Below are 15,326 nucleotides of genomic sequence, written 5' to 3' on the forward strand. Positions count from 1 at the left end.
AATCGGTGCTCATTCGTAGCGCAGCGCTTCGGCTGGTTCCAGGCTGGCAGCCTGGCGCGCCGGGTAGATGGTTGCGACGAAGCACAGCAGCATGGAGCTTGCGCCGATGGCCAGCATGTCGGGCCATTGCAGCAGCACCGGCAGGTGGTCCAGCGAATAGACGCCGTGCGGCAGCTTGATGAACTGGTAGCGCTTGAGAAGCTCCGCAACGCCCAGCCCCAGCGCATAGCCGAGGCCGGTGCCGATGGCCCCGATGACCGTGCCTTGCAGCATGAAGATGCGCCGGATCATGCCCCGCGTGGCCCCCATGGACATGAGTATGGCGATGTCGCGCGTCTTTTCCATGACCAGCATGACCAGCGTGGTGATGATCGAAAACGAGCCCACCAGCACTATCAGCACCAGAATCACGGCCATGGCCGTCTTTTCCAGCTTCAGCGCGGCGAACAGGTTGGCATTCATCTCCATCCAGTGGCGGGTATACAGCGGGTAGCCGCCCACGGCACGGGTAACCCGCTCGGCCACCGTGTCCGCCCTGTACACGTCGGTGACGGCCAACTCCACGCCCGAAACGGCACCGTCGGGCAGGCCCAGCACGTCGCGCGCGGCGTCAAGCGATACGAAGCCCAACGAGGAATCGTACTCGAACATGCCGGTGGAGAACACGCCCACCACCATGAAGGGGCGGATGCGCGGGGCGAACCCGGCGGAGGTCTTCTGCCCGGCGGGCGACAGCAGGTTCACCCGGCTGCCCACCACCACGCCCAATCGCTGGGCCAGTTCGTCGCCGATGATCACGCCGGGCGGACCGGAAAGGATGCCGCCCTCACCCGCGCCGGATGCGGACGCGCGCGGCGCAAGGTCGGCCACGCTGCCCTTGGTCATGTTGGAAAGGATGCCGAGCACGGATGGAGCGGACTGCGGGTCTATGCCGCGCAGCACCAGCCCTTTCACCCCGTGGGGGGTGGAGAGCATAACTTCGGAATAGATGAACGGCGTCGCGCCGCGCACCCCGTCCACCTGCCGGATCTTCTCGATGAGATGCGGCGCGTCGGTAAGCCCGGTGCGGTCGGCGGACATGACGATGCCGTGGGCGTTGGCGCCCAGGATCTTGTCGCGCAGGTCGGTGGTGAAGCCGTTCATGACGCCCAGCACCACGATCAGCGACGCCACCCCCAGCGCCACCCCCAGGATGGAGGTGACGGAAATGACGGAAATGAAGGTCTGCCTGCGCCGTGCGAACAGGTAGCGCAAGGCCACGAACAGTTCGAAGCTCATGCGGCGGGGCCTAGCTTTCCGGCTTCAGCAGCGGGAACAGGATGACCTCGCGAATGGACGGCGAGTCGGTCAGCAACATGACCAGACGGTCTATGCCCACGCCCTGCCCTGCGGCGGGCGGCATGCCGTATTCCAGTGCGCGCAGGTAGTCCTCGTCCATGAAATGCGCCTCGGCGTCGCCCGCTTCCTTCTCGGCCACCTGGTCCAGGAAGCGCATGCGCTGGTCCACGGGGTCGTTCAGTTCGGAAAAGGCGTTGCCCAGTTCGCGCCCGGTGATGAACAGCTCGAAGCGGTCCGTCACGTCGGGCCGCTCGTTGTTGCGGCGCGACAGCGGCGAGATGTCGGTAGGATAATGATAGATGAAGGTGGGCTGGATCAGCTTGCCTTCAACATCCAGGTCGAACAGCTTGGCCTGCAACTTGGCCATCTTTTCGCCGTCCACCACCTTTTCGCCCCGTTCGCGGATATATTTGCGCACCGCTTCGTAATCGTTGTAGAATTCCGGCGAATGCCCGCCGATCTTCTCCAGCGAATCATGGAACGAAAGGCGCGTCCAGCGGCCGGGGGTAAGGTCCACTTCCTGGCCCTGGTAGGTCACCACGTACGAGCCGCACACCTTTTCGGCCACATGGGCGAACAGGTGCTCGGTCAGGTCCATGAGATCCTCGAAGGTGGCGTACGCCCAGTAGAATTCACACATGGTGAATTCCGGGTTGTGCCGGGTCGAGATGCCTTCGTTGCGGAAGTTGCGGTTGATCTCGAACACCTTCTCGAACCCGCCCACCAGCAGGCGCTTCAGGTACAGCTCCGGCGCGATGCGCATGTACAGCTGCATGTCCAGCGCATTGTGGTGGGTGATGAACGGCATGGCCGTGGCGCCGCCGGGAATGGGCTGCATCATGGGGGTTTCCACCTCCATGAAGCCCTTTTCCTCCAGGAAGCGGCGGAATTCGCGCACGATCAGGGTGCGCTTGCGAAAAATCTCGCGCGTGCGCGGCGTGACGATGAGGTCCACGTAGCGCTGGCGGTAGCGGGTCTCCACGTCCTTCAGGCCATGGTACTTTTCAGGCAGGGGCCGGATGGACTTGGTGAGCAGGGTACACTGGTCGCACGACAGGGTCAGTTCGCCCGTCTTGGTGCGGAACAGCGTGCCGGAAACGCCCACGATGTCGCCGATATCCAGCTTCTTGAAGTTGCGGTACGGGTCTTCGCCCAGCACTTCGCGCGAGGTGTAGCATTGCAGGCGGCCGCTCTTGTCCATCAGATGGAAGAAGGTCACCTTGCCGAACGAGCGCTGCGAGACGATACGCCCCGCACAGGTGAAGCGCGTGTCGACGTTTTCCAATTCCTCGGCGGTCAGCCCCTCGTATTCGGCCGAAATGGCCGCCACGTCGTGCTGTTTCACGAAACCGTTGGGGTACAGGGCAACGCCGTCGTCCAGCAGTTCACAGGATTTGACCACCCGGTTCTTGACGACCTCGTTCAGTTCGTCGCGGGCTTCTAGGCTTTCGAGCATGGGCATGAAATATTCCGCCCGCTCGGACTTGGTGGCAAGCTTGATCTTCTTGCGCTTTGACTGTTCCTGACTGCTCAAGGACGTTCTCCGTGGACCTGTTGATTCTGCCGTCTGCCGGACTGCTACGGGTATGCCAATTGAGTGCGGCAGTCAAGAAACGCCCAAGGCGCCCGTTCGTCAACAGTTTTTTCACGCTGCGCGATTTTTTGCTTGACCGTCCGGCCCGTTGCGGGTACTTCAGCCTCCGCGCCGGAAAACGCTTGGCGCGCCACGTTCCCCGGTGGCTCAATTGGCAGAGCGGGTGACTGTTAATCACTAGGTTGGCGGTTCAAGTCCGTCCCGGGGAGCCAGAATGCAAGGGCGCATGACCACGGTCATGCGCCCTTTTGCATTGCGTGCCGCCGCGTTGTGGCCGCCTGGCCGGATGCGGGCGGGCGCTGGACATCAGGCCACACATTTAATATCAACATATCCATAGGCAAAGTTTCGGCGGGGCCTCGCCACCCCGCCCGCACCGCGCCGCACCCCTCCCCACTCGCGCCCAGTTCGCGCCCAGTTCGCGCCCAGTTCGCGCCCCTCCCCTCCGTTCCGTGCGGTCGCGGCCCATCATGCGTGCCCTGTGCCGCATGTCACCCGCCCGCATGCGCCCCGCGTGGTTCATGTCGTGCGCAACCGGAAAAGGAGGATACGTCCCGCCATCCCGCCCCCGTCAAACATACCGCTTCGCGCCGTTGCCACTGGCGCACGCGACACGCACGGAGGGCAGCCTTTGGATCCGCATGCTTCATCAACCCACCGCAAGACACGGAGGAGGACTTCGTATGGCTGGGGAAAACAAGCTGGGGATTTCCGTACTCTGGAAGACCGAGGACTGGCTGGCAGTCTGGCTGGGCTTTCTGATCATCATCCTGATTCTTGGCGGTCTCACCGTCAGCCTTCCCAAATTCAAGTGGACCACCGACGGCGAATTCGCCCAACTGGCCCAGAGCAAGGCGCCGGAAGTGACCGCCTTTGCCACCCAGGCCACCACCAAGGGCGAGGCGGGAGTTGCCGCGTCCGCCGCCCTGCTCCAGACCACGCTTGCAGGCAAGGACCGCAAGGCCGTGGGCGACGCCGCCAAGGCCCTGGCCGACGCCGTCAAGGCGGCCAAGGACAAGGACATCAAGAAGAAGGGCGGCGAAATCGCCAAGTCGCTCGGCGACAACGCAGGCGCCCTGCCCGGCAAGGTGTTTGCCGCAGGCAACCTTGCCGCCTCGCTCACCCTGCTGGTGGGCCTGCTGGCGGTGGCCACGGTGGGCATCATGCTGCTGGGGCGCAACGTCGGCAACTTCCTGGCGGGCTTTCCCGTGGTGTTCGTGCTGGCGTGGCTGGCCCAGTTCATTGCCGGCAACTTCACCATCAACGACCTGGGCATAGAATACGTGCTGTGGTGCCTGTTCCTGGGGCTGATCGTCAGCAACTTCGCCGGGCTGCCGCAATGGCTGCGCCCGGCGGTGCAGACGGAGTACTACATCAAGACGGGCCTGGTCATCCTTGGCGCGGGCATCCTGTTCGGAGAAATCGTGCAGGCCGGGATGTACGCCATCGTGCAGGCCCTGCTGGTGATCACCGTGGTGTGGTACTTCACCTTCTGGCTGTGCAAGAAGCTGGACATCGACGACGAGTTCTCGGCCATGCTTTCCTCGGCCGTGTCCATCTGCGGGGTGTCGGCGGCCATTGCCACCTCCGGCGCGGTACGGGGCGACCCCAAGAAGCTCTCGTACGTCACCTCGGTGGTGCTCATCTGCGCCGTGCCCATGATGGTGCTGCAACCGATCATCGCCAAGATGACCGGCATGCCCGACCTGGTGGCAGGCGCCTGGATGGGCGGCACCCTCGACACCTCCGGCTCGGTGGTGGCGGCGGGCGCGCTGGTGAGTGAAACGGCCATGAAGATCGGCGTCATCGTCAAGATGGGCCAGAACGTGTTCATCGGCTTTGCCGCGTTCTTCCTGGCGGTGTGGTGGGCCTACAAGGAATCGGCCCACCTGCCCGGCGGGCAGAAGCCCAGCGCCATGGAGATATGGGACCGCTTCCCCAAGTTTGTGCTGGGGTTCATGGCGGCTTCGGTGCTGTTCTCGTTCTTCCTGCCCGGCGACATGGTCAGCGCCACCAAGTCCACCCTGGGCGGGCTGCGCACCTGGTGGTTCGCGCTGGCCTTCACCTGCATCGGGCTCGAGACGCGCTTCAGCGAACTGGCCAGCCTTGGCGGGGGCAAGCCTGCCCTGGCCTTCGTCATCGGGCAGGGGGTGAACATCATCTGGACGCTGGTGCTCGCCTACCTGATCTTTGGCGGCACGCTGTTCCCGCCGCCGCCCATGTAGCCGATAGTGCACCACCGCCGCCCGTCCCGGCCATACGGACACGCCGGGGCGGACGGCGGCCCGGCGGAATACCGCGCCGGGGGCTGCCTGCCCCCGGCGCGTCATCACGCCACACCCGCACCATACCCGAACGGGAGCACACCATGACCCAGCCCGCATGGCACGCCATGGACACGGACGAAGTGGCACGCACCCTGGGCACGGACCCGGCGCGCGGCCTTTCCGCCGCCCAGGCCGAGGAACAACTGTCCCGACACGGTCCCAATGAACTGACCCACGAGGAAAAGCCCTCGCCCCTGCGCATGTTCCTGGGGCAGTTCGCCAACGTGCTCATCGTCATCCTGCTGGCTGCGGTGGTCCTTTCCGCCGCCGTGGGCGAGGTGGTGGACGCGGCCATCATCCTGGCCATCGTGCTGTTCTGCGCGGTGCTCGGCTTTGTGCAGGAATACCGGGCGGAACAGGCCCTGGATGCCCTGAAGAAAATGCTCTCGCCCACCACCTGCGTGCTGCGCGACGGCACGGAGACGCGCATCCCCTCGGCCCAGGTGGTGCCCGGTGACGTGGTGCTGCTGGAGGCGGGCGACCGCGTACCCGCCGATGCGCGCCTCGTCGAGGCTCACTCCCTGCGCTGCGACGAGGCACCCCTGACCGGCGAATCGCTGCCCGTGGGCAAGGGCACGGACCCCGTGGCCGAAGACGCGGGCACGGCCGACCGGCGCAACATGACCTTCACCGGCACCACCATCACCTATGGGCGGGGGCGTGCCGTGGTCACCGCCACGGGCATGGAAACGGCCTTCGGGCAGATCGCCCGCGAGGTGGCCACCGTGGAAACGGTGAAAACCCCGCTGGAAAAACGCACCGAGGAAATCGGCAAGTGGCTGGGCATCATCGCCCTGACCATCTGCGTGCTGGTAGCCGGGTTCAGCATCGCGCGCGAGGCCGTGCACGGCACCGTGGATTTCGCCTTCATCGTGTCCATGATCATGTTCGCCGTGTCGCTAGCCGTTGCCGCCGTGCCGGAAGCGCTGGCCGCCATCGTCACCGGGGCGCTGGCCATCGGCATGCGCCAGATGGCCCGGCGCGGGGCGCTGGTGCGGCGCATGCCCGCCGTGGAGACGCTGGGCTGCACCACGGTGATCTGCACCGACAAGACCGGCACCCTGACGCGCGGCGAAATGACCGTGCGCGCGCTGTTCACCTTCCCGGCAGCGGGAACAGGGGGAAACATCGCGGAGGCGGCGGGCATCGAAACCGAGGTCACCGGCTCGGGCTACGAACCCAGGGGCGGCCTGCGCCATGGCGGGCATGACATTGATGCATCCGACGGCCCGCCCCCGCGCGAGGTGCAGGCCCTGCTGCTGGCGGGCCTGCTGTGCAATGACGCCGAGCTGCTGCCCCCCGGCGATTCCGGGCAGTGGGCCATCCGGGGCGACCCCACCGAGGCGGCGCTGGTGGTCGCCGCGCTGAAGCTGCGCACCCCCGATGCCGACAACACCGCCGAATCCTGCCCGGCCTGGCTGGCCGCCCTGCCCCAAACGCCCGGGGCGGGCTGCGCCCTGCACGTGCGCGCGCCCAACCCGCGCCTGGAGGAATTTCCGTTCAGTTCGGAGCGCAAGCGCATGACCACCATGCACGCGCTGTCGCCCCAGGCCGCCCCGGTGGCGGGCGCGGACCACGCGGCCTTCATGAAGGGCGCGCCAGAGGTGGTGCTGGCCCGGTGCGACCGGGTGCTGGCGGGCGGAGAGATACGCCCCCTGAGCTACGCCGACCGCGCCGCCGTTCAGGCAGCGGCGGAACGCATGGCCGAACGCGCCCTGCGCGTGCTGGCCCTGTCCATGCTGCCCCTGCACGGCGCCCCCGGCGACCACCAGCCTGCCCCGCTTGCGGAAGACGAGGCCGAGTACGGCCACGTGCTGCTGGGCCTTGCGGGCATGATGGACCCGCCCCGCGACGAGGCGGCGCAAGCCGTGGCCACCTGCCGCCGGGTGGGCATCCGCCCGGTGATGATCACCGGCGACCACCGCCTGACGGCAGAGGCCGTGGCCCGCGAAATCGGCATCCATCGGGAGGGCGACGTGGTGCTCACCGGCGACGGGCTAGCCGCGCTGGACGATGCCACCTTCGCGGGCATGGTGGACCGGGTCAGCGTGTATGCCCGCGTATCGCCCATGGACAAGCTGCGCATCGTCAAGGCGTGGAAGGCGCGCGGTGACGTGGTGGCCATGACCGGCGACGGGGTGAACGATGCCCCGGCCCTGAAGCAGGCCGACATCGGCGTGGCCATGGGCATCACCGGCACCGAGGTGGCCCGCGAGGCGGCGGACATGGTGCTGACCGACGACAACTTCGCCTCCATCGTGAAAGCCATTGAACTAGGCCGGTGGATTTACGACAACATCAAGAAATATCTCACCTTCCTGCTGCGCTGCAACATCACGGAGGTGGCCGTCATCGGCGGCACCGTACTGCTTCTGGGGCCGGAATACCTGCCCCTGCTGCCCGCCGCCATCCTGTACATCAACCTGGCCACCGACGGACTGCCCGCGCTGGCCCTGGGCGTGGCCCCGCCGGACCCGGACATCATGGACCGCCCCCCGCGCGACCCGCGCGAAAGCGTGTTCACCAGGGACGTGAAGATATTCGTGCTGCTGGCCGTATGCATCGAGATACCGCTGTTCTTCGGCCTGTTCCTGCACGATCTTGCGGACATCGGCACCGCGCGCACCGAAATGTTCTTCTTGTTCATCATCGTGGAGATGATCATCGCGCTGAACTTCCGGTCCATGCGCTTCAGCATCGTGCAGGCCCCGCCGCACGGCTGGCTGCTGCTGGCCATCGCCTGGGAGGTGGCGCTGGTGGCCGTGCTGATGCAGTTCGCGCCGGTGCGCGAGGCCTTCGGCATCCACATGCCCGGCGGGCGCACCCTGGGCATCATCACCGCCTTCGGCGCGGCGGTGTTCGCCTCCATGGAGGTGGCCAAGGTGTTCATCCGCAGGCAGATGGCGGCGGGTGCCGGGGTGCCGGACTAAAAAAAGGCAGGGCTGGCAGGACGGGCAGGACTGGCAGGACGGGCAAGGTCGGACGCCGGGAAGTGGCGGGAAACGACACCGGAAGACGCCGGACGACGCCGGAAACTGCCCTCCGGGGCGGCAAGGCCACGGCAACGCGGCGGGCCGAAGGTTGTGGCGAAGCGCCCGTCAGTGCACCCGCAGCTTGATGCACCCCTCGCAGGGCGCTGGCGGCATGCCCCGCGCATGGGCGGCGCGAAACGCCGCATACGCCGGACGCCCCCATACCTCGGCCAGGGTGGCGTCCTCCACGCTGCCGAACAGCATGCGCCCGGCCGCAACCGGGCCGGAACCGTCACGCGGGCGGCCACCGCACAGGGGCAGCGCCGCGAACACGCAGGGGGCCACCATGCCGTCCACGGTTATCACGGCGGCACGGCCCACGTTTTCGGTGCACGAAGCATCCCCCTCGCGCGCCGCCAGCGCGTGCAGCATGGCGCTGGGGACGTCCCAGAGTTCCGGCGGTTCGTGCCCCGGCAGGAACGGATGGTCAGGCGTGACCGAGTGAGCCTGCAGCGAAACGGCAGCGTCCTGCCGCCCGTCCTGCCGCGGAACCGGATGTACGGGCAAAGATGCAGGCGGTTGCGCGGGCCGGGGCAGGCGCCAGACCATCCGGATGCCCTCTGCCTCGGCAACCGTGCATGCCGCTTCCAGCCGCCGCCCCAGTGCGGCCAGTTCGTCAGCCCCGGCATGGGCGTAGGCGGCGTCCGCAAGTTGGGGCGTGGTCACGTGGTCCAGCGTGGACACCACCACCGTTTCCACGCCGCGCCCGCGCAGCAACGCGGGGAGAGCTTCCGGCCCGCCCGTGTCCTGGCGCAGCAGCATGTAGGCCAGATGCACGCGGGGCAGCACGCTGCCCGCACGCGCCTTGGCCTCGCGCAAGGCGTCCAGCGCGGCCAGCACCCGTGCGGTTGGCGCTCCGCGCCGCACCGCATCGTTGCGGGCACCGATGCCCGCCAGCGACAGGGCCACCATGTCCACCCCGGCATCCACCAGCACCCCGGCCATGCCTGCATCCAGATGCATGCCGTTGGTGGTCAGCCCCACCGCGTACCCCGCCGCCACGGCCTCGGCCAGCATGTCCGGATACCGGGGATGCAGCAGCGGCTCGCCCCATCCCTGCAAGTGCAGGTGGCGCGTGCCCCGGCAGGCGGTCAGCACCCGCCGGAACAGCGCCATGGGCATGTCCGCGTTGCGCCATCCATCCCCGCAGGCGGTGCGCGGGCAATAGACGCACGCCGCGTCGCAGCGGGTGGTCACCTCCACCTGCACCCAGTCCCACCGGGGGCGGCGGGGGCGAAACAGCGCACGCAGGGCAGGGAACATGGATCCTCCCGTCCGGACCAGATACGGGCCAGATACGGGCCGGTTACGGGCCAGGCATAAGGCAGGCAGGGGACCGGCATGAGGCAACAGGGGCGGCCCATGGCACGTCCACGGCCCCCCATGGGACCGGGCGGCACCCCACCCTTTTCGCAATTCAGCCGTACATGCGGAACGGGTTGGGCCACAGCCGGTTCACCCGGGTAGCGTAGCGATCCCATGCATCACCGAAGCGGGCGGCAAGAAACGATTCCTCCACCACCACCGTCTCGCGGAACAGCGCCCATGCCACCACCGGCCCGGCCAGCATGGGCCACGAGGCGAAACACAGCGCGATGCCCGGCAAAATGCCCAGGATCCACCCCGCGTAGATGGGGTTGCGGGTGATCCGGTACGGGCCGCCGGTGACCAGGCGCCCCTCCTGGCGGCCCGGCTTCAGCTCCGCCCAGGCGCGACGCACGGTCAGCGTGCCCAGCAGCAGGGCGCACAGCCCCATGAGCACCCAGGCCCAGTGGGGCAGCATTTCCATGCCGAAAGGCCCCGGCAGGGCCAGGGTAAGCCCCGCTCCGCCAAGCTGCGCCAGCAGGGCGGGCACCACGATGCGCGGCCCCGCGCCCCACAGCGAAAGATCCTCCGGCGTCACGCCCCCGGCGCGTTCGTCCTCGTGCGACGGCACCACACGGGGGATGGACGGGCCTTCCCCCGCCGCGCCCGGTTCGCCGGGCAGATCCGGCTCGCCGTGCGGCGGACGGAAGGAACCCGGCTGCCGGTCGTCCGCCTCGTCGGTCCGCAGCAACGCGGAGTATTCGTGCGCGATGTCCAGATGGTCGTGTTTCATGGCGGAGCCTCCATGCCGAAGGGTTTTCCACGCCTGCACCATACCCGAATCAGCGGCCATCAGGGAAGCCCCCGGCAGCCCGCCGGTCCGATTTCCACGCACGGGCCAGCGCCATGTCCTGCTCCACGTTCCGCGCCATCCTCCGTTCCATGCCCCGCCATCACCAGGGTATACCCGCTGTCATGCCGCATGGATGCACGCGGCTTGCTGCTTCCGGAATTGCGACAGCGATAAAAATGGCGCCCGCATTTTCTTGACTGTCCGCAATACATGCATAGTATCAACAGTTACATCTGCAAACCATCAACAGGAGTCCACATGACGCACGACACCGGTCACGACCTGCGATCTTCCTACGCACGGCCTGCGACCCCTGCCGATCGCCTGCTCGACCCCTTCCTGTCCTTCATGCGCATCGAGGCAGCCAGCGGCATCCTGCTGCTTGCCTGCACCGTGCTTGCACTGTGCGCAGCCAATTCGCCCCTGGCCACCGCATGGCATGCCTTCTGGCAGCACCCCTTCGCCATGGGGCCGGAGGGCTTCGAACTGCGCAAGCCGCTGATCCTCTGGGTGAACGACGGCCTGATGGCCATCTTCTTCTTTATGGTGGGACTGGAGATCAAGCGCGAGATGCTGGCCGGGGAACTGGCCACCCCCGCCCAGGCCCTGCCCCCCGTACTGGCGGCGGCGGGCGGCATGGCGGCCCCGGCGCTGGTCTATCTGGCCTTCAACCTGGGGCATCCTTCCGGCATAGCGCAGGGCTGGGCCGTGCCCATGGCCACCGACATCGCCTTTGCCCTCGGCGTGCTTGCGCTGGCCGGGGACCGGGTGCCCCTTTCGGTCAAGGTGTTCCTGACCGCCCTGGCCATCGCCGACGACATCGGCGCGGTGCTGGCCATCGCCCTGTTCTACACGGCGGACATCTCGCTGGTGGCGCTGGGCATCGGCTTTGCCGGGCTGGCCGTGGCCGCGCTGGGCAATGCCCTGGGCGTTGTGCGCACCCTGTTCTACGTGCTGGCGGGTGCCGTCACCTGGGTGGCCTTCCTGAAGTCGGGCGTGCACGCCACGGTGGCGGGCGTGCTGCTGGCCTTCTGCATTCCGGCCCGCGCGCGCGCCACCCCCGGCGACCTGGTTTCCGCCGGGCGGCGCCTGCTGGGCGCCGTGGAAAGCGGCGCTGCCGACGGGCATCTGCTGGCCGACGCCCACCGCCATGCCGCCGTCGAGGCCATGGAAACCGCCGCCCGCCATGCCGCCACGCCCCTGCGCAGGCTGGAACACGCCCTGGCCCCGTGGGTGGCCTGGGGCATCATGCCGGTGTTCGCGCTGGCCAATGCCGGGGTATCCATCAGCGCGGACCTGCTGGGGGGCCTGGGCAACCCGGTGACCATGGGCGTGGCTGCGGGCCTCTTCTTCGGCAAGCAGTTGGGCGTGCTGGCCGCCGTGTGGCTGCCGGTGAAGCTGGGCCTGGCCCGACTGCCCCGCGACATGACCTGGCGGCACGTGTACGGCGTGGCCCTGCTGGCGGGCATCGGCTTCACCATGGCCCTGTTCGTGGCGCAACTGGCCTACGCGGACGCGCGCACCCTGGACTACGCCAAGTTGGGCATCCTTTCTGCCTCCCTGGTGGCCGGGGTGTGCGGATGGCTGGTGCTGCGCACCGCTCCGCCGCCCCCGGCCCATCACGCGGGCAACCGCCCACCACGCTGACGCCCCGCAGTACCGCCACCAGCGCGGAAACCTGCACCATGCGCTTGACAAAGAGGCCGCTTCACCATACACACCTTCTTCGCCGCACCGTCGGCCACGTTCCCCGGTGGCTCAATTGGCAGAGCGGGTGACTGTTAATCACTAGGTTGGCGGTTCAAGTCCGTCCCGGGGAGCCAGAATGTTCAGGGCGCATGACCATGGTCATGCGCCCTTTTCACATCCGCGAAGCCCCCCGGCTTCCCGCCCCCGCCAGTGGGCATCCGCCCCATATCCCCCTGCTCCCACATTTTCCCACGGGGGCAATTCCCCAACTGCCCGGCACCATATCCCCGTGAAAAATAACCTGTTCGGCATCGGTTTTGGCATGCCATGCCAATCCGTTCGGGCGGTTACGCACAACACCCGTCGATAGACACCTCTCGATGCATGGTGCTAGATACAAGACCTCGCATTACCAGACACACCCACCTGATGAACAAGGGAGATGGCAGAGATGGTCTCGCAGAGCATCCGTACGACCATGCTCATCATCATTGCCGGCGTTGTATTGCTGATACAATCGGCGCTGGTCGTGGTGGTGGCGAAAACCGGCTATGACGACGGACTGACGGAAAAGAAGCGCGAAATGCGCCTGATGGCTGAAACCATTTCCAAGTCGGTCTCGGATTTCGGCCTGCGTCAAGTGGACATGATGCGCGGGGCATCAAAGGTGCCGGTGCTGCGCCAGTTCCTGCAGGGCGATACCTCGCTCGAAGGGGCAGCGACGGAAGTGATCAACGCCATGTCGCAGGCAGCGCCTGGGGTAAACACCTACTACCTGTTCAACGCCCAGGGCAGCCAGGTCATCCTGCGCACCCAGGGCAAGGCAGGCAAGCCCAACCATCTGGCCGACCGCGAATACATCAAGGCGACCCTGGCCGGGAAGGAAGGCTACAGTTCCTCCCCGACCAAAAGCCTGGCCACCGGCAAGCTCATCGTCAGCGTCACCGCTCCCATCTTCGACGAGTCCGGCCGGGTGCTGGGCGGCGTGGGCATGTCCTACGCCATCGACGGGCTGGTGGATAACTACATCGACACCGTAAAGATTGGCGACACCGGGCGCCCCTTCTTTCTTTCGCCCAAGGGGGTGGTCATCGGCCACCCCGATGACGCCATGATCCTCAAGGACATTTCCGGCGACGCCGGCGTGGCCCAGATGATCGCCGCGCCCGACGGCCAGTCCACCATCACGCGCGACGGGCGCGAGGTGATGCAGACCTGGACCCGCGTGCCCAACTGGACGTGGATACTGGGCATTACCATGGACATGGACGAAATCGCCGCGCCCGCCGTGGCCCAGCGCAACTACATGATCGCCATGGGCATCGCGGCCATGGCTGCACTCATCGCGGTCAGCCTGTTCGCCCTCGACCGCATCGCCGTGCGCCCCATCAAGAAGCTGGAAGGATACGCCTCCACCGTGGCGGCAGGCAATCTGGACGACACTCTTGACCTTGCGCAGCGCAACGAAATCGGCAAGCTGGCCGACAGCCTGCGCACCATGGTGACCAGCCTCAAGGGCAAGATCGCCGAGGCCGACGAAAAGACCCGCATGGCCAACGAGGAATCGGCCCGGGCAGCCAGGGCCGGACGCGAGGCCGAAGAAGCCCGCGCCGCCGCCGTACGCGCCCGCGCCGAAGGCATGCTGCAAGCGGCCGCCAAGCTGGAAAGCGTGGTGGAAATCGTCACCTCCGCCTCGGAGGAACTTTCCGCTCAGGTCGAACAGTCCAGCAAGGGCGCGGAAAGCCAGAGCGCCCGCGTGGGCGAGACGGCCACCGCCATGGAAGAAATGAACGCCACGGTGCTGGAAGTGGCGCGCAATGCCTCCCAGGCCGCGGAATCCGCCGAGAACGCCAAGGGCAGGGCCGAAAACGGCGCCACCCTGGTCACCGACGTGGTGCGCAGCATCGCGGACGCGCAGACCCAGGCGCTGTCCCTCAAGACGGACATGCAGAGCCTGGGCACGCAGGCCGAAGGCATCGGCCAGGTCATGAACGTGATCACCGACATCGCCGACCAGACCAACCTGCTGGCGCTGAACGCGGCCATCGAGGCGGCCCGCGCCGGTGACGCCGGACGCGGCTTTGCCGTGGTGGCCGACGAGGTGCGCAAACTGGCCGAAAAGACCATGAACGCCACCCGCGAGGTGGGCGACGCCATCCGCAACATCCAGCACGGCACCCGCCGCAACATCGACAACGTGGAGCAGGCGGTGCAGCTCATCGATACCGCCACCGGCCTCGCCAACAAGTCGGGCGAAGCGCTGCAATCCATCGTGCAACTGGTGGAAGTTACCTCGGAGCAGGTGCGCTCCATCGCCACGGCGGCGGAACAGCAGTCCGCCACCAGCGAGGAGATCAACCATTCCATCGAGGACATCAGCCGCATTTCTGCGGAAACCTCCGACGCCATGCGCCAGTCGTCCGTGGCCGTCACCGAACTGGCCCGCCAGTCGCAGGAGATGAAGACCGTCATCGACGGCATGAAGCGCGAGGCCACGACCGCGTAGCTGGCACGCGGCACGCAGGACGCGGCACACCGGACGGTTGCCGCCAAACGTGCCGATGCACTGCCAATGCACAGGCAGGGCCGGAACGGCGTACGCGCCATTCCGGCCCTTTTGCGTCCCCGCTGGCGGTGCCCCTGCCGAAACCGCCGGGGGGCCGTACCGTCGCTTCCGACGCTTCCGACACTTCTGCCCGCTTCCGACGCTTCCGCCCGCTTCCGACTGTTGACCAACACCGCCACGGGCCTATACATGGCGGTACGGAGCGCGCGCACGCCACCCGACAGCGCACCCGCACCGCAACCCGAAGCCCGCAGGAGGCACCATGAAACGCATCATCCCGGCAGCCATCATGCTGCTGTGCGCCGCCACGGCCCAGGCCGACGACAAGTTCTCCGCCATGGACAAGGATGGCAACGCCAGCGTGACCTGGGAGGAATTTTCCGCCGGGTTCCCGCAGATGAAGAAGCCCGCCTTCGACGCCATCGACACCGACGCCAACGGCGCCCTTACCCACGAGGAATGGGACGCCTTCCGCGCCCACCACGGCCAGGGCGGCATGGGCATGGGCGGCGGCATGGGCCCCAAGGACGGGCAAGACACCACCATGCCCAAGGGCATGGGCGGCATGGGGTCCGCCCCGCTCATCCAGCCCCCCGCCAAGTAGCCGCCCCCGCGCTACCAC

At 67.1% G+C, this 15,326-nt stretch carries 9 protein-coding genes and 2 tRNA genes; 7 read left to right on the forward strand and 4 right to left on the reverse strand.

Annotated features, from left to right (window positions below; all coding sequences use genetic code 11):
* Positions 1 to 9: 9 nt before the first annotated feature.
* On the reverse strand, positions 10 to 1,278 hold the full coding sequence (locus ABWO17_RS12085; protein ID WP_353118853.1) for a lipoprotein-releasing ABC transporter permease subunit: 1,269 nt from the start codon (positions 1,276 to 1,278) through the stop codon (positions 10 to 12).
* A gap of 10 nt (positions 1,279 to 1,288) precedes the next feature.
* Positions 1,289 to 2,794 carry a lysine--tRNA ligase gene (gene lysS / locus ABWO17_RS12090; protein ID WP_353118945.1) on the reverse strand — a complete coding sequence of 502 codons (1,506 nt, stop codon included), beginning with the start codon at positions 2,792 to 2,794 and terminating at the stop codon, positions 1,289 to 1,291.
* Between the two features lie 274 nt (positions 2,795 to 3,068).
* Between lysS and ABWO17_RS12095 the strand changes: the two genes are divergently transcribed.
* The 3 genes from ABWO17_RS12095 to ABWO17_RS12105 all read left to right on the forward strand — a co-directional run bounded on the left by ABWO17_RS12095 (position 3,069) and on the right by ABWO17_RS12105 (position 8,189).
* A tRNA-Asn gene (locus tag ABWO17_RS12095) sits at positions 3,069 to 3,144 on the forward strand.
* A gap of 471 nt (positions 3,145 to 3,615) precedes the next feature.
* On the forward strand, positions 3,616 to 5,157 hold the full coding sequence (locus ABWO17_RS12100) for a YeiH family protein (protein ID WP_353118855.1): 1,542 nt from the start codon (positions 3,616 to 3,618) through the stop codon (positions 5,155 to 5,157).
* A gap of 143 nt (positions 5,158 to 5,300) precedes the next feature.
* On the forward strand, positions 5,301 to 8,189 hold the full coding sequence (locus tag ABWO17_RS12105; protein ID WP_353118857.1) for a cation-translocating P-type ATPase: 2,889 nt from the start codon (positions 5,301 to 5,303) through the stop codon (positions 8,187 to 8,189).
* A 168-nt stretch (positions 8,190 to 8,357) separates the two neighbouring features.
* Here ABWO17_RS12105 and ABWO17_RS12110 read toward each other — a convergent pair whose 3' ends face one another.
* Both ABWO17_RS12110 and ABWO17_RS12115 read right to left on the reverse strand, forming a co-directional pair.
* The gene (locus ABWO17_RS12110; RefSeq protein ID WP_353118861.1) at positions 8,358 to 9,554 is read right to left on the reverse strand and encodes a radical SAM/SPASM domain-containing protein; all 1,197 of its coding nucleotides are present in this window, start codon (positions 9,552 to 9,554) and stop codon (positions 8,358 to 8,360) included.
* A gap of 154 nt (positions 9,555 to 9,708) precedes the next feature.
* On the reverse strand, positions 9,709 to 10,389 hold the full coding sequence (locus ABWO17_RS12115) for a methyltransferase family protein (protein ID WP_353118863.1): 681 nt from the start codon (positions 10,387 to 10,389) through the stop codon (positions 9,709 to 9,711).
* A gap of 318 nt (positions 10,390 to 10,707) precedes the next feature.
* Between ABWO17_RS12115 and nhaA the strand changes: the two genes are divergently transcribed.
* The 4 genes from nhaA to ABWO17_RS12135 all read left to right on the forward strand — a co-directional run bounded on the left by nhaA (position 10,708) and on the right by ABWO17_RS12135 (position 15,308).
* The gene (gene nhaA / locus ABWO17_RS12120) at positions 10,708 to 12,096 is read left to right on the forward strand and encodes a Na+/H+ antiporter NhaA (RefSeq protein ID WP_353118865.1); all 1,389 of its coding nucleotides are present in this window, start codon (positions 10,708 to 10,710) and stop codon (positions 12,094 to 12,096) included.
* A 100-nt stretch (positions 12,097 to 12,196) separates the two neighbouring features.
* Positions 12,197 to 12,272, forward strand: a tRNA-Asn gene (locus ABWO17_RS12125).
* 317 nt (positions 12,273 to 12,589) lie between these two features.
* The gene (locus ABWO17_RS12130; protein WP_353118867.1) at positions 12,590 to 14,644 is read left to right on the forward strand and encodes a methyl-accepting chemotaxis protein; all 2,055 of its coding nucleotides are present in this window, start codon (positions 12,590 to 12,592) and stop codon (positions 14,642 to 14,644) included.
* Positions 14,645 to 14,966: 322 nt separating this feature from the next.
* On the forward strand, positions 14,967 to 15,308 hold the full coding sequence (locus ABWO17_RS12135) for an EF-hand domain-containing protein (protein WP_353118869.1): 342 nt from the start codon (positions 14,967 to 14,969) through the stop codon (positions 15,306 to 15,308).
* The last annotated feature ends 18 nt before the right edge of the window (positions 15,309 to 15,326 follow it).

It is taken from the genome of Nitratidesulfovibrio sp. (assembly GCF_040373385.1).
Classification (GTDB): Bacteria; Desulfobacterota; Desulfovibrionia; order Desulfovibrionales; family Desulfovibrionaceae; genus Cupidesulfovibrio.

Coding starts and splice junctions, on each gene's coding strand:
- ABWO17_RS12105 (WP_353118857.1), top strand. CDS start 5,301: ATGACCCAGCCCGCATGGCACGCCATGGACACGGACGAAGTGGCACGC.
- ABWO17_RS12135 (WP_353118869.1), top strand. CDS start 14,967: ATGAAACGCATCATCCCGGCAGCCATCATGCTGCTGTGCGCCGCCACG.
- lysS (WP_353118945.1), bottom strand. CDS start 2,794: ATGCTCGAAAGCCTAGAAGCCCGCGACGAACTGAACGAGGTCGTCAAG.
- ABWO17_RS12100 (WP_353118855.1), top strand. CDS start 3,616: ATGGCTGGGGAAAACAAGCTGGGGATTTCCGTACTCTGGAAGACCGAG.
- ABWO17_RS12085 (WP_353118853.1), bottom strand. CDS start 1,278: ATGAGCTTCGAACTGTTCGTGGCCTTGCGCTACCTGTTCGCACGGCGC.
- ABWO17_RS12130 (WP_353118867.1), top strand. CDS start 12,590: ATGGTCTCGCAGAGCATCCGTACGACCATGCTCATCATCATTGCCGGC.
- ABWO17_RS12110 (WP_353118861.1), bottom strand. CDS start 9,554: ATGTTCCCTGCCCTGCGTGCGCTGTTTCGCCCCCGCCGCCCCCGGTGG.
- ABWO17_RS12115 (WP_353118863.1), bottom strand. CDS start 10,389: ATGAAACACGACCATCTGGACATCGCGCACGAATACTCCGCGTTGCTG.
- nhaA (WP_353118865.1), top strand. CDS start 10,708: ATGACGCACGACACCGGTCACGACCTGCGATCTTCCTACGCACGGCCT.